The organism is Micromonospora sp. DT41 (genome assembly GCF_049841715.1).
GTDB classification, from domain to species: Bacteria; Actinomycetota; Actinomycetes; order Mycobacteriales; family Micromonosporaceae; genus Micromonospora; species Micromonospora profundi.
This window is the reverse complement of record NZ_JBNCKU010000004.1, coordinates 131,683-151,684: the sequence shown is the minus strand read 5'-3', so window position 1 is coordinate 151,684 and position 20,002 is coordinate 131,683. Positions and strand designations below refer to the sequence as shown.

Sequence of the window (20,002 nt, the reverse complement as noted above, 5' to 3'; positions counted from 1 at the left end):
CTACCCCAAAGGTGACACGTGGGCCCCGGCGGTCGGCGGGGGAATCCGGAGGAGGAGAGGCCCGTGAGCAGGAAATTCCTGGTTGCTCTGGGTAGCGCGATGCTGGCGCTGAGCCTGGCGGCATGCAGTGGCGAAGGCGCCGGCAGCGGCGGTAACACGAGCGAGAAGAAGCCCGGCGACCTGACCATCGGCGTCTCGATGCCGACCCAGACCTCCGAGCGGTGGATCGCCGACGGCAACGCCGTGAAGCAGAAGTTGGAGGCCAAGGGCTACAAGGTCGACCTCCAGTACGCGGGCGACGACATCCCCACCCAGTCGCAGCAGGTCGACCAGATGATCACCCAGGGCGCGGACGTCCTGGTCATCGCGGCGATCGACGGAACGGCGCTCAGCGGCCAGCTCCAGGCCGCAGCCGACGCGAAGATCCCGGTCATCTCGTACGACCGGCTCATCCGCGGCAGCAAGAACGTCGACTTCTACGTGAGCTTCGACAACTACAAGGTCGGCGTCGCCCAGGCCACCGGGCTGCTTGTCGGCCTCGGCCTGCAGAACCAGGACGGCTCGAAGGGTACGGCCACCGGCCCGTTCAACATCGAGCTGTTCGCCGGTTCGCTCGACGACAACAACACCCAGTACTTCTTCGGCGGCGCCATGGACACGCTGAAGCCGTTCATCGACGCCGGCACGCTGAAGGTGAAGTCGCGCCAGACCACCATCGAGCAGGTGGCCATCCTGCGGTGGCAACAGGAGACCGCGCAGAAGCGGATGGAGGACCTGCTCACCTCCAGCTACAACGACGGCTCGCAGGTCGACGGCGTGCTGTCGCCGTACGACGGCATCTCACGGGGCATCATCACCGCCCTGCAGAACGCCGGCTACGGCGGTAGCGGCAAGAAGAAGCTGCCCGCGGTGACCGGCCAGGACGCCGAGATCGCCTCGATCAAGCTGATCAACGATGGCGTGCAGACCTGCACCGTCTTCAAGGACACCCGGCTGCTGGCCGACCAGGCCGTCAACGCCGCCGAGGCGTTCCTCCAGGACAAGCAGCCGCAGGCCAACGACACGCAGACGTACAACAACGGCGTCAAGGTCGTCCCGTCGTACCTGCTGCCGTTCGTGACGGTCTACAAGGACAACATCAAGACCGCGCTGATCGACTCCGGGTACTGGACGGCGGAAGAGGTCGCCGCCGGTCAGGCCAAGAAGTAAGCCATTCGTCGGGCTCGGCGGTCACCCCGCCGGGCCCGACGTCGTGGCGGACCACGTCGGGACCTGACAGAGGACAGCGACCATGGACGACACCATCCTCGAGATGCGTCGCATCACGAAGACCTTTCCCGGGGTGACCGCCCTTGAGGACGTCACCCTCGCGGTGCGCCGGGGAGAGATCCACGCCATCTGTGGCGAGAACGGCGCCGGCAAATCCACACTCATGAAGGTGCTGTCCGGCGTACACCCATCGGGCTCGTACGACGGAGAGATCCTCTTTGACGGCAAGGCGATGCACTTCCGGGGAATCCGGGACAGCGAGGCAAACGGCATCGTCATCATCCACCAGGAACTCGCCCTGGTGCCGCACCTGTCGATCGCCGAGAACCTCTTCCTCGGTAACGAGCGCCGGGGCCGCAGCGGCCTCATCGACTGGAACCGGGCCAACGCCGAGGCGGCGGAACTGCTGGCGTCCGTGGGGCTGCACGAGAACCCGGTCACCCCGGTCATCCAGCTCGGCGTGGGCAAGCAGCAGCTAGTGGAGATCGCCAAGGCGCTGTCGAAGAAGGTGCGCCTGCTCATCCTGGACGAGCCGACCGCCGCTCTCAACGACGTCGACTCGGCGCACCTGCTCGGGCTGCTCCGACAGCTCAAAGACCGGGGGATCACCTGCATCATGATCTCCCACAAGCTCAACGAGATCACCGCGATCGCGGACTCGACGACAGTGATCCGCGACGGGCGCGCTGTGGAGACCTTGGACATGCGCGCCGACGACGTGAACCAGCAACGCATCATCCGGGGCATGGTCGGGCGCGACCTGGACAGCTTCTACCCCGACCGCGAGTCGTCGCCGGGCGAGGAGGTGCTGCGGATCGAGGACTGGTCGGTGCGCCACCCCACCCAGGAGCGGATGGTCGTCGAAGGTGTCGGCCTGTCCGTGCGCGCCGGTGAGGTCGTCGGCATCGCCGGGCTGATGGGCGCCGGCCGGACCGAGTTGGCGATGAGCGTGTTCGGCAGGTCGTACGGCCGGGACATCAACGGCCGGTTGTTCATGCACGGCCGGCAGGTCAACGCCCGTACCGTCGCGGAGGCCATCGACAACGGCATCGCGTACGTCACCGAGGACCGCAAGCGGTACGGCCTCAACCTCATCGACGACGTACGGCGCAACGTGTCGGCCGCCGCCCTGGACCGGCTGTCCCGGATGGGCTGGGTCAACGGTAACGAGGAGATCAAGGTCGCCGAGTCGAGCCGCCGGGACATGAACATCAAGGCACCGAGTGTCATGGCGGTGGTCGGCAAGCTCTCCGGCGGCAACCAGCAGAAGGTAGTGCTGTCGAAGTGGCTCTTCACCGACCCGGACGTGCTGATCCTCGACGAGCCGACGCGCGGGATCGACGTCGGGGCCAAGTTCGAGATCTACACGATCATCAACCGGCTGGTGGCCGACGGCAAAGCGGTGATCATCATTTCCTCCGAGCTGCCGGAGCTGCTCGGGATGTGCGACCGCATCTACACCCTCGCCGCGGGCCGGATCACCGGCGAGATGCCGGTGGGTGAGGCGACCCAGGAGAGCCTCATGGAGCTGATGACAAAGGACAAGGAGCTCGTCGGATGACAAGCATCAAGACCCCTTCGACGGAGCGCCCGACGCCACCGGACGCCACGCCGGCCGCCGCCCTGCACACCGGGACGAGCGACCTGCGGGCGCTTGTGTTGAACAACCTGCGGCAGAGCGGGATCTACGTCGCCCTGGCCGTCATCGTCGCGCTGTTCGCGATCCTCACCGACGGGGTGTCACTCAGCCCTGGCAACATCACGAACATCGTTCTCCAGTACTCGTACATCCTGGTCCTGGCGATCGGGATGGTCATCCTGATCATCGGCGGGCACATCGACCTGTCGGTGGGGTCGGTTGTCGCGCTGACCGGCGCGGTCTCCGCCGTCCTGGTCATCCAGCAGGGATACCCGTGGTGGGTGGGTGTCCTGGCCGCGCTCGCCGTGGGCGTCGCGGTCGGCGCGTGGCACGGCTTCTGGGTCGCGTACGCCGGGATTCCCGCGTTCATCGTGACCCTGGCCGGAATGTTGCTGTTCCGTGGGCTGACCTTGCAGGTACTCGACAACATCTCGCTGTCGCCGTTCCCGGCCGAATACCAGCGCGTCGCCGCGGGCTTCCTCAACGGGCTGCTCGGCGGTCAGGGCTTCGACGCCTTCACGCTGCTCATCGGTGCCGTCGCCGTCGCCGGGTACGCGGTAAGCGGGTTCCGCACCCGCGTGGCACGGATCCGCTACCAGCAGCCCGTCGAGTCGTTCCCGCTGTTCGTCGCCCGGGTCGTCGCGGTGGGCGCTGTCATCATGTACTTCGCCTGGCAGTTGGCGCACGCACGTGGCCTGCCGATCGTGCTGATCATCCTGGCGGTCCTGGTGCTGGTCTACGGCCTGCTCACCCGTCGTACGGTCTTCGGCCGGCAGGTCTACGCGATCGGCGGCAACCTGTCGGCGGCGGCGCTGTCCGGGGTGAAGGTCCGTACCGTCAACTTCTGGATGTTCGTCAACATGGGCTTCCTGGCGGCGGTGGCGGGGGTCATCTACTCCTCCCGGTCAAACGGGGCGCAACCCGCCGCCGGCAACATGTTCGAGCTGGACGCCATCGCCGCGGCGTTCATCGGAGGCGCGGCGGTCACCGGCGGGGTCGGTACGGTCGTGGGCGCGATGGTCGGCGGTCTGATCATGGCGGTGATGAGCAACGGCATGCAGCTGATGGGAATCGACCAGTCGACGCAGTCGGTGGTGAAGGGGCTCGTCCTGCTCGTCGCTGTCGCGTTCGACGTCTACAACAAGCGCCGCGCCGGAACGGCCCGCTGACGTCGCAAGAGCACGATCGTGGCCCCTGCCCGCCTCTGCGGGCAGGGGCCACGCGTCAACAGGTGGTCGGTAGGCACACCGTGCCCGCCTCGACCCCGCGCCGGTGCCTGGCACGCTGGTTGAGGGCTTCCCGCGGCGATGCCTGAGCCGCCCTGCAGGGTCGACCCACCTGTCGGTGGTCCTGTAGAGCTGCCCCACATATGGACCGTGCCCTGCGGAGATGGTTGTGGTGCTCCGGCTGCTCGCGGTGATCCGGTCGGCGCTGCCCCATTTCTGGGGCAGCTCTACAGGGAACCGGACACACCCCAGGGCCGGCCAGGGAGGCGGCACCGCAGCGCCGGTGCCGCTGTCGTTATCGCTGCCCGTCGCGGAGTCTCGTCACCGCTGATCTGACGGGTTGGCCAAAGCGCGCAGAGTGTAGGAAACCTTCGATGCGCACGTTGACTTCGACGGTTTACTACACAACAATCATCGTCAATATTCACGTTCCTCTCTATCTATGCGGCACTCCGCTCAGCCTCGCCGGTACCCCCACCCCGCCAGCGGCCGCAGGCTCTCCATCGCCCCGGCCTCGATCCCCGTATCGAAAGTGAGGTCACGATGAGACTCGATCGACGATGGGCAGGCGGCGCAGCCGCGGCCCTGCTGACGGTCACCAGCCTGTTCTGGGCGACCCCCAGCGTCGCCGCGCCGACCGCCGACGCCTCCGCGCTCACCGAGGCGGTGACCGCCAAACTCCTCGGCACCGCGAAGATGTCGACCGCCGGCGCGCAACAGGACACCCGGATCACCGTCAGCCGCAGCAGTGGCCGGTGGGCGTTCGGCACCGCCGTCGCGGTCGCCCCCCGGCAGGAGGACGCCCACCCGACCGGGTCGGTCTTCATCGCCCGCGCCGACCGCGCCGGATGGCGGATCGCCTTCGACGGCGAGGCCGCCTTCGGCGAACTGGCCGCCGAGTCGCCCCTGGTGGGCGGCCAGGAGAGAAGCGTGCTCACCACCACACCGACCCCGATGTACGCGGGCGGGGACTACCGGACCGGAATGGCCCTGCCGTTCGGTGTCGGACAGACGTGGACGCTCACCAGCGGCCCGCACGGCTGGGGCGGGACCGAGTCGCCGTACAGCTCGATCGACCTGGCCGGCGGCGACCAGGTGGTTCGCGCGACCCGGGCCGGAGCGGCGTACACCATGTGTCGGGGATGGATCCGGGTCATCCACGACCGGGGCTACTCGACCGACTACTACCACCTGTGGAACAGCATCTCGGTCAACGGCGCCAGCGTCGGGCAGGGTGCAGTCCTGGGCAACACCGGCACCGACGTCACCTGCGGTGGGGCTGCCTACGGCCGGCACGTCCACTTCGGACTGCGACAGAACAGCGCGTACGTGCCGATCGCCGGGCACGACATCGGCAAGTGGGTGCTTGCCAACGGCGGCGCCGCCTACCAGGGCGGGGCGCGGCACGGGTCGGCCTTCGCCGGCGTCGGCGGTGGCCTCTACAACTACGGCGCGCTCGGCTTCAACCAGGGCGTTGTCGACGCGAACGGCGGTGGCGCGCTCACTCGCCGGGCCGGTCCGGGAACGGGCTACGGCTCGCTCGGCTCGGTGGGCGACGGCGCGACAGTCACCATCTCCTGCTCCGCGAACGGCACCTCCCACACCGGCCGGTACGGCACCACGGCGCTCTGGAACCGGTTGAGCGACGGCAGTTGGGTGTCCGACGCGTACCTGTCGACAGGTGTGAACGGTCCGGTAAACGGCTGGTGCTGACGAGTACGACCGCCGAGGTTGGCGGCCCCACGGGTCGCCAACCTCCGTTCCCGCGAGGAGTGCAGATGTCCGTTCGACCCATCCTCCGAGGCCGCCTCCTGCTCACCCTGACCACCGCGCTCACCACTGCGCTCACCGTCGCGGTCGTCGCACCGGCCGCCGCCGACCCCAGCGGGATCGGCACCCTCAGCACCGACTATGGGCCGGCCGCGTGGGCACCGGCGAGCACGAGCAACTACACGGTGGCCAGCCGGCCGGGCAGCCACCAGGTGACCCGAATCGTCATCCACACCGCGCAGGGCTCGTACTCCGGCACCGTCAACTGGTTCCAGAACCCGGCCGCGCAGGCCAGCGCGCACTACACCTTCCGGTCCTCCGACGGGGCCGTCACCCAGTCGGTGCGGGAGAAGGACATCGCCTGGCACGCCGGCAACTGGACCTACAACACCCAGTCGATAGGCATCGAACACGAGGGGTACGTCGACAACGCCGCCTGGCTCACCGACGCCATGTACCGGGCATCCGCCGCGCTCACCCGCACCCTCGCCAACAGGTACGGCATCCCCAAGACTCGGGCGTACATCATCGGGCACAACGAGGTGCCCGGCGCCACCCACACCGACCCGGGCCCGAACTGGAACTGGACCTACTACATGCAACTGGTGAACGGGATCACCGGCGTCGGCTCCGGAACGGTGAGCACCAGTGCGAGCACCCTCAACGTGCGCTCCGGCCCCGGCGCCAGCTATCCGGTCGTGGGTTCGGTCGCCGACGGCGCGACAGTTGCCATCTACTGCCAGGCCGCCGGCAGTACTGTCACCGGCCCGTACGGCACGACCTCCGTGTGGAACCGGATCGGCACCAACAGGTACGTCTCCGACGCGTACCTGCTTACCGGCTACGACGGATACATCCCGAACGTGCCGCGCTGCTGACGGCACGGCCTGACGCCAGCTCACCGCCGCTGGGCAGCGGTGAGCTGGCGTACGGGCTGGGATGCCGCGACCCGGAGCCCACGCGTTGCCGGCGTCTGTCATGCTCGGGCCGGTGACGACCGGCAGCCCTCGCAGAGCCCGCAACCACCGCCGCCCCCGGAGTCGGCTGATCGGTGTCCTCGTCGGGCTCGTCGCGCTTGCGGTCGTCGTCGGGGTGGCAGTGGTCGTCGTGCCGCTGCTGCGTCCGGCGGGTCCGCGCCCGCTCTTCCAGATGCCTGTGGCCTGCGGCGAGACCTGGCAGTTGAGCACCTATCCCGGTCACGACGACTTCGACGTCGACCTGTTCCCGATCGAGGGCGAGGCGTGGGGGCGGCCCGTGCTCGCGTCCTACGGCGGCACTGTCACAGTGGCGGGCATCAACGGGACCCTGGGTGGGCGTACCCCGGAGAACCCGGACGGTCCGCGCGGCCGTGGCGGCGGCTACTGGGTGAAGATCGACCACGGTGGCAAGTGGGAGACGCAGTACCTGCACCTGCTCGAACCGCCGCTGGTGAAGGAGGGCCAAAAGGTCACGCAGGGCCAGCAGATCGGGCGGCTCGGCAGCACCGGCAACTCCGGCGCTCCGCACCTGCACTACGAGCAGCGCCGAGGGTGGGAGAAGGTCGAAACCTACTTCGACGGTACGCCGTCGGGCATCACCACCGACGAACGCGAACAGACGCTGCGGCGTACGAGCAACAACTGCGTCTCCTGAGGACGGCGTTTTGCCCGACCCCGCTCGGGGCACTGATCGAAGGACAGTGCAGAGACGCAGGGAGGGAGCAGGCCATGGCCAAGGGTGACGTCGACACGTACCACGAGGACGGGCAGTGGAAGAACAAGGCGGAGGGCAACGAGCGGGCCAGCAGCACGCATGAGGCCAAGGCCGACGCGCAGGCCCAGGGCCGGGAGATGGCTGCCGACCGTGGCGTCGAGCACGTGATCAAGAAGCAGGACGGCACGATCGGGGAGAAGAACACGTACCCGCGCAGCCGGGACCCGCGCGACATCGCTGGCTGACAGCCTCCCCATATTTCGCGGACTGACCCCGTCGGCCTGGCCGGCGGGGTCCGCTCTGTGCCTGGCACGGCCAGGTCCGAGGGGCGCGTGACGCCCGGCGGAGGGCCGTCGCGGTCAGGGTGTCCGGCGGGCGATGATTGCCGAGCGGAGACGGTCGAGGGCTTCCGCGCGGGCGCCGGTCAGCGCCGGATCGTCGGTGAGTCGGGCCGGACGCACCTCGACGTGCCGGGGCATCCCGCTGAACGCCGTGGTGACGGCGTCGAGGATCGGCGGATGGGTGCCCCAGGAGCCGCCGATCAGCACGAGCCGGGGGTCGGCTAGCGCGACGACGGCGGCGAGTACGCCGCTGACGGCATGTCCCAACAGGGCCCTGCCGGCTGCCGGAAGGCGGCGGACCCGCTCGATGTCGATGGCCGTCGTGCCGGCGTGGCGCACGCCCAGCTCGGCGAACACGTCGATGAACCGGATTGCCCGACCGTCCGGGCCGGTGGTCAGCAGGTGCGCGATCTCGCCCGCGACACCGCTGTGGCCTCGGCGGACCTCGCCGTCGCTGACGACAGCGCACCCCAGCCCTTCGCCGAGGAAGACGTAGGCGAAGTCGCTCAGGCCAGCCGGGTCGAGGTCGCGTTCGGCCTGCGCCGCCCAGTTGACGTCGTTGTCGACGAGGACCGGTCCGGCGACGTGTGGCGTCAGCACGGCGACCGGGTCGAGGTCGCCGAGCAGGAACGGCGCGTCCGGTAGCCGGACCAGCCGGCCGGTGACCCGGTGCACCGGGTCGGCGGCGCTGACGACGGCCAGCCGGATGGCTCCTGCGCCGCCCTTTCCCGCCTGGGTCGCGGCGGTGCCCAGTGCGGCGGCGACCCGGTCGGCGTGCGCGGGCCGGCTGATGTCGTGCCGGGTCCGTCCGACGATGTCGCCGTGGGCGTCGATCCGCTCGACCACCACCCCGTCCGGGGCGATGCTGACGGCCAGGGCGGTGCCCGCCGAGTCGGCGAGGGCGTAGTACGAGCCGACACGGCCCATGCCTCGCCCGCCCGGGGTGCGTTCCCCGGTGTCGACGACAAGCCCGGCCTCGGTCAACCGGCGCACGCTCTCCCCGACGGTCGGCTTGGACAGCCCGCTGCGGGTTGCCAGGTCGGCCCGGGTCAGCCGCCGTTGCCGCATCAGCTCCCGGAGCACGTGCTCGTCGGTGAGCGAGCGGAGCAACTCCAGGGAGGGCTTGGCGGTGGTCACGCCAGGATTCTAGGCAGGAGTCTTGCCTGGAATGGCGAACGCGCCTAGAGTCTTTTCCAAGAAGGAGCCCTTACTAGAAGGAGTCGCGCCATGAACGCCCAGCCCGACCTGGCCGTCGCCCCGCTCCCGTCACTGCCGCACTGGGAGTCGACCCCGGCCGACCTGCCCGCCGCCATCGGTGAGATCAAGGCGGCGCTGCGGGCCCGGATCGCGGCGTCCGGCCGGACTGTCGAGGAGGTGTTCGCGGTCGTCGAGGAGCGCGTCCGGGCGCGGGTCGAGGAGATCGCCGCCGCCAGGGACCGCGGCGAGACGATCTGGCCGATCATCGAGTACGCCGACATCGCCGCCGGCACCGTGTCGCCTGAGGCGGTGGCGAAGCTCCGCCAGCGGGGCTGTCTCGTCGTACGCGGGCACTTCGACCGCCAGCAGGCGCTGGACTGGGACCGCGACATCGTCGACTACGTCGAGGCCAACAGGTTCTTCGAGACCTACCGGGGCCCCGGCGACGACTTCTTCGGAAGCGTGGGGTCGAAGCCCGAGATCTACCCGATCTACTGGTCGCCAGCACAGATGCAGGCCCGGCAGAGCGACCGGATGGCCCGGGTCCAGGCGTTCCTCAACAGCCAGTGGAAGCACGAGTCCGACGGCGTGCGCTGGTTCGACCCCGACCGCGACTCGCTCTACCCGGACCGGATCCGCCGCCGGCCACCGGGCGCCGACTCCAACGGCCTGGGCACCCACCTCGACCCCGGCACCCTGGACCTGTGGATGACCGAGGCGTACCAGAGGGCCTTCCGGCACCTCTTCGACGGAACGGTCGAGGAGTACGACCCCTGGGACGCCGCCCACCGCACCGCAGGCCCGCAGTACCCCGGCAGCACCATGTGCTCGGCGTTCCGCACCTTTCAGGGCTGGACCGCGCTGTCCGACATGGACCACGACCAGGGGGTGCTGCACACGGTGCCGATCCCCGAGGCGATGGCCTACCTGATGCTGCGGCCGCTGCTGGCCGACGTGCCGGTGGACGACATGTGCGGCGTCACCGTCAACCAGGTCTTTCCGGTGAGCGAGCGGTGGCATCCGCTGCTGCTGGAGGCCCTCTCCGGCATTCCCGACGTCCGGGCGGGCGACTCCGTGTGGTGGCACTGCGACATGATCCACAGCGTCGCGCCGGTGCGGGACCAGCAGGGGTGGGGCAACGTCATGTACATCCCCGCGGCGCCGTGGTGCCCGCGCAACGAGCGGTACTCGGCGGCCGTCCGCGACGCCTTCCGGACCGGGTCCAGCCCGACCGACTTTCCGGCCGAGCACTACGAGCGCAGTTGGTCCAACCGCTTCCAGGCCGACGACCTGAACTCAACCGGTCGGCGCGGCCTGGGTCTGGACTGATTGCCGGCAGCGGGCCGCCCGACAACGGTGTCGGGCGGCCCGCAGGCCGTCGGTGCCGTGCTCAGATGCGGGACCACTTCTGGTTCGACGCACCGTTGCAGTCCCACAGGTGCAGCTTGCCACCGTTGTTGGGGTTGGCTTCCCGGACGTCCACACAGCGGTTGGCGCTGATGTTGACGAGGTCGCCGGCGCCGTTGAGCGTGAAGCGCTGCGCGGGATTGCCGTTGCAGGTCACCAGGTTGACCTCGGTGCCGTTGGCGGTGCCAGCCCAGGCGGGGTCCATGCACTTGCCCATGGCGCGGACGGTGCCGTCCGAGGCGAAGGTCCACGCCTGCGCGGCGGTGGTGTTGCAGTCCCAGATCTGGAGCTTCGCGCCGTCGACCGGGTTGGCGCTGGGGATGTCGATGCAGCGACCGCTCTGCGCGCCGCGGATCCGGCTGGTGCCGGGTGCGGGGTCGCCGCCACCACCGGAGGTGTAGCCGGACACCCGGACGTAGTCGACGAGCATCTGCTGCGGGAACTGGGTGGAGCCGTCCGGGTAGCCGGGCCAGTTGCCGCCGACCGCCACGTTGAGAATCATGAAGAACGGGTGGTCGAACACCCAACGGTTGCCGCCCAGCCGCGCCGGGTTGACCTGGTGGTACTGCACCCCGTCCAGGTACCAGGTGATGAGGTTCGGCTCCCAGTCCACCCGGTAGGTGTGGAAGCCGTCGGCGAGCGGGCTGCCGACGGTGCGGCTGCCGGTGATGCCGCCGCCGCCGGAGTAGCCGGGGCCGTGCACGGTGCCGTAGACGGTGTTGGGCTCCCGGCCGATGTTCTCCATGATGTCGATCTCGCCGGCGTCGGGCCACCCGCCGCCGGTGCCGAGCATCCAGAATGCCGGCCAGATGCCCTGGCCGCGCGGAATCTTGATGCGGGCCTCGAACCGGCCGTACGTCTGGGTGAATGTGGACGCGCTCAGCAGTCGCGCCGACGTGTACTCGCAGCGCCCGTAGTGGCACTGGTAGTTGGCCGGGTTGTCCCGGCGGGCGGTGATGACGAGGTTGCCCTGGCCGTCGTGCACGGCGTTGCTTGTGCTGTTCGTGTAGTACTGCCGCTCGTTGTTGCCCCAGCCGCCGCCTCCGATGTCGAAACGCCACTTGTTCTGGTCGACGGGCGTGCCGGCCGAGGCGTTGAACTCGTCCTGCCAGGTGATCGGGCCGATGGCGGCCTCGGCTTGGTCGTTGTGTCCGGGTACGACGAGGGCGGCGGCGGTGGCGATGAGCGCGACCGCCGCGAGGACGAAGGGTCGCAGGCGGGGGGCGGGACGGGCTGTGAACACGGGAGGCTCCTCAGCGGGAGAGGTGGCGGAGGCTTCGCGCCGGAAAATCCGGAGAGCGCTCTTTCGACGAAGGATGTCGATATGGCGCCTTTCTGTCAAGAGTCCTTCCAATTAAAGGAGTGGCCGAGTCGCCCTGCCAGAAGGGCGAAGCGCGCCTTCCTCCGATAGGGGATGAATCGACTCCTGCTATTGCCGTCGGCGTCCACGCGGGACAGGATGACGAAAGCTCGCTCGAAACCTCGCCGTAACGTGCGAGCTGCTGGTCTCTGTCACAAGGAAGTGGGAGTCAGTCATGAGCGACGCGTCGACGGCGCTGGGTGTGCGCCTCTACCCGGACCTGGTCGAGCGGGATGGCCTGGCCCCCGCGCTCATCGAAACCGCCACCGCGCACCAGCTCGACATCGGCCGGGTGACAGCCCCCGACCAGGGACGGGCCCGGTTCACCTGCGCCGAACTGCACTCCGACAAGGGAGTCGTCTGCGTCGGGCTCGGCTCACAGGCCCGGTACTTCATGGTCGATCTCCGGGTCGACGGTGAGGTGCAGGCCCGGGGCGACGCCATGGACCTGCTCCAGGTCGCCCAGATGGCTGCGGCCTGGCACGCCGGGGCGACGCTCGCCGAGCTCACCGCCCGGTTCCCGTTCATGGAGGAGACGAAGCGGCACACCGCCGCGCCGGTCGCCCAGGTCAGCTAGCGACACCCCGCCACCGGGCCGCGCAGCCGGTCAACAGCGCAGCCGGGGCGGCAGGGGCGGCCCGCTCGTGGCGTCGCGGTCCAGATAGGTCGACTCGACGAACGCGAGAAACCGTTGCGCGTCGTCCGCCGTGGACACCAGCCCGAACGAGACGCGAACCGCGCCGCCGATCGGCAACCGCAGCGCGTGGAGGTACTGGTCGATCGAGTCGAGCCGGGCGGGCACCCGTCGCCGCAGCAGGCCCCGGCTGATCCCGAACGCCTCCTCGCCCGCGCCCGGATTGCAGAAACAGCCGGTCCGCAGCAGGAATCCGGCCGATGCGGCCTCCCGCGCGACCAGCCGCTCGTCGACAAGCGTGCCGTCCGGGCGACGGAGGTTGAACGTCACAGTGGCACCCCGACCCTCGCCCGTCACCGGCCCGTACACCTGAGCCAGCGGCTGGCCGGTGCCGTGCCGCAACGCGGTCAACCGGGCCAGCAACCACTCGGTGAGCAGCCCGACCCGGGTGTGCACGAGATCCACGCCTATCGAGTCGAGCCAGCGCAACCCGAACTCCACGTCCGGGATGCTCAGGAAGTTGAGAGTGCCGTCCTCGAACGCCGACTCGTCGTCCATCGTGCGGTGCCAGTCGCCCTGCACGCTCACCGCGCGGATCGTGCCGCCGGAGAACCACGGCCGGCGCAGCCGGGCCAGCGCGTCCCGACGGGCCAGCAGCGCGCCCACGCCGGTCGGATACCCGAACAGCTTGTACCAGCTCAGGCAGACGAACTCCGGTCGTACGACGCTCAGATCCAGCCGGTTCGTCGGCGCGAACGCGGCGGCGTCGAGCAGCACGTCGTAGCCGTGCTGGTGGGCCAGCTCCACCCAGCTCAGCGGATGCTGCACCCCGGAGAAGTTGCTCTGCGCCGGGTACGCGAACAGTCCACGCCGGGATGGGCGACCCGACAACCCGGGAAGCCGACGATGGCCGGCGTCCAGCACCCGCACCAGATCCGACTCGGCGACCCGCAGCTCCGGGCCGGCAAGCGGCACGTACCGCACCGGCGCTCCGGCTGATCGGGCGTACTCGCGGATGCCGTTGACCGAGTTGTGGTTGTCCCAGGTCAGCGCCAACGGCGACGACCGGCCGAAGTCGTACGCCTCGCCGACCAGCCGGCACGCTCCGCTGGCGTTCGGAGTGAAGACGACCGCGTACTCGGAGGGGTCGGCACGGAAGAAGTCGAGCACCGCGCGGCGGGCCGATCCCACTGTCGCGCCGGAGGCCACCGAGGTGGGGTTCTCCGAGTGCGGGTTGCTGTACAGGCCGGCGAGCAACCGGTCGTGGTGGGCGCGTACCTGCGCCTGGGCGGCGACCCCCGCCCCGGTGTAGTCGAGATAGACCCGGCCGCCCTGGTCGAGGTGCCGGTATTCGGTGGCGCGCAGGTCGTCGATCCGGGCCGTGTCGGCGTACCCCCGCATGGCCGTCGGTGTGCTCTGCTCGGTCGTCATGGCGAAGGCCCGATCCTGTCGGTGACGTGTCCGCCTGAATATCGTGCCTCGCCGATGCGATGTCTGTCGCGACGCCGACCAGCGCGCTCCCGGGTACGGGTTGCATGATCGCGCGGGCGGCGGGAAGACCGGCGTTTCAGGCGTCACCGCGCGAGGGGGTCGGTATGAGAGCCGTCGTGTACGCCGACGTGTGGTCCGTCGCCGTGCGGGAGGTGCCCGACGCGACGCTGGAGGCGGACACAGACGCGCTCGTGCGGATCACCTCCACCGCCCTGTGCGGCACCGACCTGCACATGTACGACGGGCGCACCGGCGCGGACCCCGGGCTGGTGCTCGGTCATGAGCCGCTGGGCGTGGTGGAGCAGGTGGGCAGTGGAGTGCAGACCGTCCGGCCGGGCAGCCGTGTGGTCATGCCGACGCATCTGTTCTGCGGTACGTGCGTCATGTGCGCCCGAGGGCTCTCGGCGGCCTGCCTGCGGGCGCGCGCCGAGGGGCCGGGCGCCGCGTACGGCTACGCCGGGATGGGTCCCTACCGGTGTGCGCAGGCCGATCTGCTGCGGGTGCCGTGGGCCGACGCGAACTGCGTGCCGTTGCCGGGGGAGCCGGGTGACGCGTACGAGGACGACTTCGTCCTGCTGGCGGACGCGTTCGTCACCGGCTGGCACGCCGCCTCCGCGCTCGCCGACGTGCAGCCCGGCGACACGGTGGCCGTGTTCGGTGCCGGCACTATCGGCCTGCTCAGCGCCTACTCGGCGCTGATCCGGGGCGCACGGGTGGTGTACTGCGTCGACGGCGTCGACGCCCGGCTCGACAAGGCCGGTGAGATCGGCGCGGCGCCTGTCGACTTCCGGCGCGGCGACCCGGTCGAACAGATCCGCGCCGACCGCGCCCGTGCCGGGCTGCCGCTGGGCGAGGAGAAGCTGGGCGGGATCGACAAGGTCATCGACGCGGTCGGGTTCCAGGCCCGCGACCGGGAGCACCCCGACCAGGAGCGCCCGGACCAGGTGATCGCCGACGCGGCCCGGTTGGTGAACCCCGCCGGCGCGATCGCCGTGGCCGGGGTGTACCCGGAGAGGGACCTGCATCCCCGCCCCGGGGCGAGCATCCACGAGGACCTGCGTGCTCCCTGGGGGACGCTGTTCGGCAAGGGTGTCGCGGTGCGATTCGGGCGTACGCACGACCGCCGTTACACGGTGCTGCTGCGGGACGTGGTCGTCGCCGGCCGTGCCCGACCCAGCATGATCGTCACCCACCACGGCAGCCTCGCCGACGCCCCGGAGCTGTACCGCAGCTTCGACAGCCGGGAGCACGGAGTGATCAAGGCGGTGCTGCACCCGAGTTGAGCGTCAGCGGGGCCTGGTTCGTCGCGGGGGATCGCGTCGCGCCGACGGCGTCCGGCTCGGGCGTGATCGTCCGATGCGTGGGCCGGGCAGACGGGCACGATCGGCGCAGCGAGAGACAGCGTGTCACGGCAGGGCTTCGGAGCGCCGTGAGGTGACGAGTGTGGGGCACCGCTCCTTTTTGATTGGTACGGCCAACAGAGTTATCGATAACAGCGAAATATTTTGGTTTAACGCCGGTGGTGCGTACCGCTGCCGGGTGGGCTGGTGTGCGGTGCCGGCCGCCGGCCTCCGGCTGCCTCGCGCCCGGCGGCCCTGGGTCCTGCCTGGTGGGAGCCCCGCGGCCGAAGGTCGGTTTCGATCAAGGCGGAACCGCAGGTCCTCCGGGTCGGGCGGCTGCTGCTCGCGGGCGGGGAGGGGCTGCTGGGACTGCTGGTGCACGTGAACAATGGATCACGTCAATATTGCCGGATTGTTACCTTTTCAACAGGCTCTCGCCTTGCAGATCGGCCGTCCGCCGCAATACGTTGCCGACAACAACAAAACCAAGTGAAGGTCCAACCTTCCGGAGGCAACGATGACGTTGGCGAGGTGGTACGAGCGATGAGCGACGTGCCGATCCTCCTTGAGATGCGTTCCATCACCAAGGAGTTCCCCGGAGTCAAGGCCCTCTCCGACGTCAACCTGGTGGTTCGCGCCGGCGAGATCCATGCCATCTGCGGCGAGAACGGCGCAGGCAAGTCCACGCTGATGAAGGTCCTCAGCGGGGTCTACCCGCATGGCACGTATGACGGCCAGATCATCTACCAGGGGTCGGAGAGCAAGTTCTCCGACATTCGGGCCAGCGAGAACGCCGGCATCGTGATCATCCACCAGGAGCTCGCGCTCATCCCGGACATGTCGATCGCCGAGAACATCTTCCTCGGCAACGAGCCACGCAAGTGGGGCGCGATCGACTGGAAGGCCGCGAACCGGATGGCGTTGGACCTGATGGCCCGGGTCGGCCTCCAGGAGGACCCGGACACCCTGATCAAGGACATCGGGGTCGGCAAGCAGCAGCTGGTGGAGATCGCCAAGGCGTTCGCCAAGGACGTCAAGCTGCTCATCCTGGACGAGCCGACGGCCGCGCTCAACGAGGCCGACTCCAAGCACCTGCTGGACCTGCTGCGCGGGTTCCGCTCACGCGGCATCACCTCGATCATGATCTCGCACAAGCTGAACGAGATCGAGGCGATCGCCGACCAGATCACCATCCTGCGCGACGGCCGGACGGTGGAGACGCTCGACGTCAAGGCCGACGGTGTCGACGAGGACCGCATCGTGCGGGGCATGGTCGGTCGCGAGCTGGGCAGCCGATTCCCGGACCACACCCCGAAGATCGGCGAGGTCTTCTTCGAGGTCCGCGACTGGAACGTGCGGCACCCGATCTCCGCCGACCGGCAGGTCTGCAAGAACGAGAGTTTCGTGGTGCGCCGCGGCGAGATCGTCGGCTTCGCCGGCCTGATGGGCGCGGGCCGCACCGAGCTGGCCATGAGCGTGTTCGGCCGCTCGTACGGGGTGTACGAGTCGGGCACGATCATCAAGGACGGCAAGGAGATCGTCCTGAAGTCGGTGGCCGACGCCATCGACCACGGGCTCGCGTACGTCAGCGAGGACCGCAAGGCGATCGGCCTCAACCTGCTCGACGACATCAAGGCGTCCACGGTGGCCGCCAAGCTGTCGAAGATCTCCCACCGCGGCGTGCTGAACCAGGTGGAGGAATACAAGGCGGCCGAGTCGTACCGCAAGGAGTTGCGGACGAAGGCGCCGACGGTCGACGAGGGCGTCTCCAAGCTCTCCGGCGGCAACCAGCAGAAGGTGGTGCTGGCGAAGTGGATGTTCACGGACCCGGACCTGCTGATCCTCGACGAGCCGACGCGCGGTATCGACGTGGGTGCCAAGTACGAGATCTACGGCATCATCCAGCGGCTCGCCGACCAGGGGAAGGGCGTCGTCGTCATCTCCTCGGAGCTGCCTGAGCTGATCGGGCTCTGCGACCGCATCTACACCGTGTTCGAAGGCGCCATCACGGGCGAGATCGCCCGGGCCGATGCCACACCGGAAAACCTCATGAAGCAGATGACCTCGACGAAGAAGATGCTGACACGATGAGCCGATTGAAGGACCTTCAGAAGAACCTGTTCGGAGGGACCACCTCCAACGCTCGCCAGTTCGGGATGATCTTCACCCTGGTGGCGATCGTCGTCCTGTTCCAGATCCTCACCGACGGCCTGACGCTGCGGTCGGACAACCTGATCGCGCTGTTCCAGCAGAACTCGTACATTCTGATCCTGGCCATCGGCATGCTCATGGTGATCGTCGCCGGGCACATCGACCTCTCGGTCGGGTCCGTCGCCGCCTTCTCGGGCATCCTCGTGGCGAAGGCGATGGCCGACTGGTCACTGCCCTGGCCCCTCGCCATCCTCTTCGGCCTCGGAGTCGGTGCCCTCATCGGTGCCTGGCAGGGCTTCTGGGTGGCCTACATCGGGGTACCGGCGTTCATCGTGACCCTGGCCGGCATGCTGCTCTTCCGCGGCGGCAACCAGTTCATCGGTAACGCCAACACCATTCCGGTGCCCGAGGGCTTCCGGCAGATCGGCTCCGGCTTCCTGCCCGAGTTCGGGCCGGACACCGGCTACAACAACGCCACACTGCTGCTCGGCCTCGCCGCGGCGGTGGCCGTGGTGTGGCGCGAACTCCAGGCGCGCAAGACCCGCCGCGAGATGGACGCCGACCCGGCGCCCATGTGGATCTCCATCCTGCGGATGGGCGTCATGGTCGGGGTCATCGCCTTCGCCGCGCTGCGCTTCGCCAGCGGTCGCGTCGGCACCAGCTTCCCGATCTCCGGCATCATCCTTGTCGCGCTCGTCATCGCGTACTCCTTCTACACCCGCAACACGGCAGGTGGCCGGCACATCTACGCGGTGGGCGGCAACTCCCGGGCGGCCGAGCTGTCCGGCGTGAAGCTCAAGCGGGTCAACTTCTTCGTCATGATGAACATGTCCGTCCTGGCAGCGCTGGCCGGCATGATCTTCGTGGCCCGTTCGGCGGCCTCCGGTCCGCAGGACGGCAACGGCTGGGAACTGGACGCGATCGCCGCGGTCTTCATCGGCGGCGCGGCCGTCTCCGGAGGTATCGGCACCATCAGCGGGTCGATCGTTGGTGGTCTCGTGATGGCCGTGCTCAACAACGGCCTGCAACTGATGGGCGTCGGCACCGACCGCGTCCAGATCATCAAGGGGCTGGTCCTGCTGCTGGCCGTCGCGATCGACGTCTACAACAAGAGCCAGGGTCGTTTCTCGATCATCGGAAGCCTGATGCGGCCATTCCGTCGCGAGGAATCCGGACCGCCCGCCTCACCGCCGGACGCGGAGCGCGAGCCCGCCAAGGCAGCGGTGTCCGGCTGAACGGCCACCGACCCTCACCACCCGTCTCCACCCTTTCCAGAAAGGCAAGTCCTCACCATGCGTAAATCCTTCGGCACGTCGGTGGTGGCCATCAGCGCCGCCGCCATGCTGGCCCTCGCCGGCTGCGGCTCCGGCCGTAGCGAGGAGTCCGGTGGCTCCAACGGAGACGCCAAGGGCTTCGCGGCGAACTCGCTGATCGGTGTCGCCCTGCCGGCCAAGACCTCGGAGAACTGGGTCCTCGCCGGCGACCTCTTCACCAACGGTCTCAAGGAGGCCGGTTTCCAGGCTGACGTGCAGTACGCCGGCGCGTCGACCACTGTCGCCGACCAGCAGGCTCAGATCACCGCCATGGTGACCAAGGGCGCCAAGGTCATCGTCATCGGCGCGACCGACGCCGCTCAGCTGTCGACCCAGGTCGCTGCGGCCCACCAGGCCGGCGTCAAGGTCATCGCCTACGACCGGCTCATCATGAACACGGCGGACCTCGACTACTACGTCGCGTTCGACAACTTCAAGGTCGGCCAGCTCCAGGGCCAGGCCCTGCTGGACGGCATGAAGGCCAAGAAGCCGAACGGCCCGTACAACATCGAGCTGTTCGCCGGCTCGCCGGACGACAACAACGCCACTGTCTTCTTCAACGGCGCGATGGACGTGCTCAAGCCGGAGATCGACAAGGGCAACGTTGTCGTCACCTCGGGTCAGAAGGACATCAAGCAGGCCGCCATCCAGGGCTGGAAGGCCGAGGGTGCGCAGGCCCGCATGGACCAGCTGCTGACCTCGACCTACGGCAACAAGGAGTTGGACGGCGTCCTCTCCCCGAACGACACGCTGGCCCGCGCGATCCTGACCTCGGTCAAGGGTGCTGGCAAGCCGATCCCGGTCGTCACCGGTCAGGACTCCGAGGTCGAGTCGGTCAAGTCGGTCGTGGCTGGCGAGCAGTACATGACGATCAACAAGGACACGCGGAACCTGGTCAAGGAGACCATCAACATGGTCAAGGCTCTCCAGGCCGGTGACAAGCCGCAGGTGAACGACACCGAGTCCTACAACAACGGCAGCAAGGTCGTCGAGACGTACCTCCTCCCGCCGGTCGCCGTCACCAAGGCGAACGCGGCCGAGGCGTACGCCAACGACCCGAAGCTCGCGCCGCTCACCAAGTAATTCTGTACCGCAGGTAATGCCGATGGGTCCCGGATCTCCTGTTCCGGGACCCATCGTCGTTCCGGCACCACCGGTGCCGAACCGGAAGG

General features: G+C 68.8%; 16 protein-coding genes. 13 read left to right on the top strand and 3 right to left on the bottom strand.

What is annotated here, in order from left to right:
• Positions 1-63: 63 nt before the first annotated feature.
• The 7 genes from chvE (at position 64) to ACLQ23_RS09185 (ending at position 7,841) form a co-directional block, all read left to right on the top strand.
• A complete protein-coding gene (gene chvE / locus ACLQ23_RS09215) occupies positions 64-1,209 on the top strand; it encodes a multiple monosaccharide ABC transporter substrate-binding protein (protein ID WP_355598108.1) in 1,146 nt (381 codons plus the stop codon).
• 82 nt (positions 1,210-1,291) lie between these two features.
• Positions 1,292-2,830: a multiple monosaccharide ABC transporter ATP-binding protein gene (gene mmsA, locus ACLQ23_RS09210; protein WP_425880528.1), complete on the top strand. Its 1,539-nt coding sequence runs from the start codon at positions 1,292-1,294 to the stop codon at positions 2,828-2,830.
• Positions 2,827-4,077, top strand: a complete 1,251-nt coding sequence (gene mmsB / locus ACLQ23_RS09205; RefSeq protein WP_355598112.1) for a multiple monosaccharide ABC transporter permease — start codon at positions 2,827-2,829, stop codon at positions 4,075-4,077. The genes mmsA (ACLQ23_RS09210) and mmsB (ACLQ23_RS09205) overlap by 4 nt, the downstream gene beginning before the upstream one ends.
• 600 nt (positions 4,078-4,677) lie before the next feature.
• Positions 4,678-5,847, top strand: a complete 1,170-nt coding sequence (locus ACLQ23_RS09200; RefSeq protein WP_355598114.1) for a peptidoglycan DD-metalloendopeptidase family protein — start codon at positions 4,678-4,680, stop codon at positions 5,845-5,847.
• 65 nt (positions 5,848-5,912) lie between these two features.
• Positions 5,913-6,782 carry an N-acetylmuramoyl-L-alanine amidase gene (locus ACLQ23_RS09195; RefSeq protein WP_355598116.1) on the top strand — a complete coding sequence of 290 codons (870 nt, stop codon included), beginning with the start codon at positions 5,913-5,915 and terminating at the stop codon, positions 6,780-6,782.
• A gap of 100 nt (positions 6,783-6,882) precedes the next feature.
• Positions 6,883-7,536 carry a M23 family metallopeptidase gene (locus ACLQ23_RS09190; protein ID WP_355598128.1) on the top strand — a complete coding sequence of 218 codons (654 nt, stop codon included), beginning with the start codon at positions 6,883-6,885 and terminating at the stop codon, positions 7,534-7,536.
• A gap of 74 nt (positions 7,537-7,610) precedes the next feature.
• A complete protein-coding gene (locus tag ACLQ23_RS09185; protein ID WP_355598118.1) occupies positions 7,611-7,841 on the top strand; it encodes a DUF2188 domain-containing protein in 231 nt (76 codons plus the stop codon).
• A gap of 114 nt (positions 7,842-7,955) precedes the next feature.
• Here ACLQ23_RS09185 and ACLQ23_RS09180 read toward each other — a convergent pair whose 3' ends face one another.
• Positions 7,956-9,074: an ROK family transcriptional regulator gene (locus ACLQ23_RS09180; RefSeq protein WP_355628000.1), complete on the bottom strand. Its 1,119-nt coding sequence runs from the start codon at positions 9,072-9,074 to the stop codon at positions 7,956-7,958.
• Positions 9,075-9,164: 90 nt separating this feature from the next.
• Here ACLQ23_RS09180 and ACLQ23_RS09175 point away from each other — a divergent pair, with 90 nt between their 5' ends.
• Complete coding sequence (locus ACLQ23_RS09175; protein WP_355598122.1) at positions 9,165-10,463, top strand: DUF1479 domain-containing protein; 1,299 nt, start codon at positions 9,165-9,167, stop codon at positions 10,461-10,463.
• 61 nt (positions 10,464-10,524) lie between these two features.
• On the opposite strand, the gene ACLQ23_RS09170 is transcribed toward ACLQ23_RS09175, so the two are convergent.
• Positions 10,525-11,784 (bottom strand): family 16 glycosylhydrolase, encoded by a 1,260-nt coding sequence (locus ACLQ23_RS09170; protein WP_377669448.1) that lies wholly within the window; start codon positions 11,782-11,784, stop codon positions 10,525-10,527.
• A gap of 292 nt (positions 11,785-12,076) precedes the next feature.
• Here ACLQ23_RS09170 and ACLQ23_RS09165 point away from each other — a divergent pair, with 292 nt between their 5' ends.
• Positions 12,077-12,478, top strand: a complete 402-nt coding sequence (locus tag ACLQ23_RS09165) for a hypothetical protein (RefSeq protein WP_425880527.1) — start codon at positions 12,077-12,079, stop codon at positions 12,476-12,478.
• Between the two features lie 30 nt (positions 12,479-12,508).
• Here the strand turns inward: ACLQ23_RS09165 and ACLQ23_RS09160 are convergent, their stop codons facing one another.
• Entirely contained in the window at positions 12,509-13,966 is a 1,458-nt protein-coding gene (locus tag ACLQ23_RS09160) for an aminotransferase class V-fold PLP-dependent enzyme (protein ID WP_425880526.1), read from the bottom strand.
• A gap of 164 nt (positions 13,967-14,130) precedes the next feature.
• Here ACLQ23_RS09160 and ACLQ23_RS09155 point away from each other — a divergent pair, with 164 nt between their 5' ends.
• From ACLQ23_RS09155 to ACLQ23_RS09140, 4 genes are all read left to right on the top strand, one after another.
• Positions 14,131-15,309 carry an alcohol dehydrogenase catalytic domain-containing protein gene (locus ACLQ23_RS09155; RefSeq protein ID WP_355595520.1) on the top strand — a complete coding sequence of 393 codons (1,179 nt, stop codon included), beginning with the start codon at positions 14,131-14,133 and terminating at the stop codon, positions 15,307-15,309.
• A gap of 600 nt (positions 15,310-15,909) precedes the next feature.
• Positions 15,910-17,457 carry a multiple monosaccharide ABC transporter ATP-binding protein gene (mmsA, locus tag ACLQ23_RS09150; protein ID WP_355595518.1) on the top strand — a complete coding sequence of 516 codons (1,548 nt, stop codon included), beginning with the start codon at positions 15,910-15,912 and terminating at the stop codon, positions 17,455-17,457.
• The gene (gene mmsB, locus ACLQ23_RS09145) at positions 17,454-18,752 is read left to right on the top strand and encodes a multiple monosaccharide ABC transporter permease (protein WP_053652775.1); all 1,299 of its coding nucleotides are present in this window, start codon (positions 17,454-17,456) and stop codon (positions 18,750-18,752) included. Before mmsA (ACLQ23_RS09150) ends, mmsB (ACLQ23_RS09145) begins: the two co-directional genes overlap by 4 nt.
• 57 nt (positions 18,753-18,809) lie before the next feature.
• Positions 18,810-19,913, top strand: a complete 1,104-nt coding sequence (locus tag ACLQ23_RS09140) for a sugar-binding protein (protein WP_355595516.1) — start codon at positions 18,810-18,812, stop codon at positions 19,911-19,913.
• Positions 19,914-20,002: the final 89 nt, after the last annotated feature.

Bases quoted from the DNA above. Each gene is read 5' to 3' on its own strand.
- ACLQ23_RS09185 (WP_355598118.1), top strand. From the start codon at position 7,611: ATGGCCAAGGGTGACGTCGACACGTACCACGAGGACGGGCAGTGGAAG.
- mmsB (WP_053652775.1), top strand. From the start codon at position 17,454: ATGAGCCGATTGAAGGACCTTCAGAAGAACCTGTTCGGAGGGACCACC.
- ACLQ23_RS09195 (WP_355598116.1), top strand. From the start codon at position 5,913: ATGTCCGTTCGACCCATCCTCCGAGGCCGCCTCCTGCTCACCCTGACC.
- ACLQ23_RS09155 (WP_355595520.1), top strand. From the start codon at position 14,131: ATGAGAGCCGTCGTGTACGCCGACGTGTGGTCCGTCGCCGTGCGGGAG.
- ACLQ23_RS09140 (WP_355595516.1), top strand. From the start codon at position 18,810: ATGCGTAAATCCTTCGGCACGTCGGTGGTGGCCATCAGCGCCGCCGCC.
- mmsA (WP_425880528.1), top strand. From the start codon at position 1,292: ATGGACGACACCATCCTCGAGATGCGTCGCATCACGAAGACCTTTCCC.
- ACLQ23_RS09200 (WP_355598114.1), top strand. From the start codon at position 4,678: ATGAGACTCGATCGACGATGGGCAGGCGGCGCAGCCGCGGCCCTGCTG.
- ACLQ23_RS09165 (WP_425880527.1), top strand. From the start codon at position 12,077: ATGAGCGACGCGTCGACGGCGCTGGGTGTGCGCCTCTACCCGGACCTG.
- mmsB (WP_355598112.1), top strand. From the start codon at position 2,827: ATGACAAGCATCAAGACCCCTTCGACGGAGCGCCCGACGCCACCGGAC.
- mmsA (WP_355595518.1), top strand. From the start codon at position 15,910: ATGAGCGACGTGCCGATCCTCCTTGAGATGCGTTCCATCACCAAGGAG.
- ACLQ23_RS09160 (WP_425880526.1), bottom strand. From the start codon at position 13,966: ATGACGACCGAGCAGAGCACACCGACGGCCATGCGGGGGTACGCCGAC.
- ACLQ23_RS09175 (WP_355598122.1), top strand. From the start codon at position 9,165: ATGAACGCCCAGCCCGACCTGGCCGTCGCCCCGCTCCCGTCACTGCCG.
- ACLQ23_RS09190 (WP_355598128.1), top strand. From the start codon at position 6,883: ATGCTCGGGCCGGTGACGACCGGCAGCCCTCGCAGAGCCCGCAACCAC.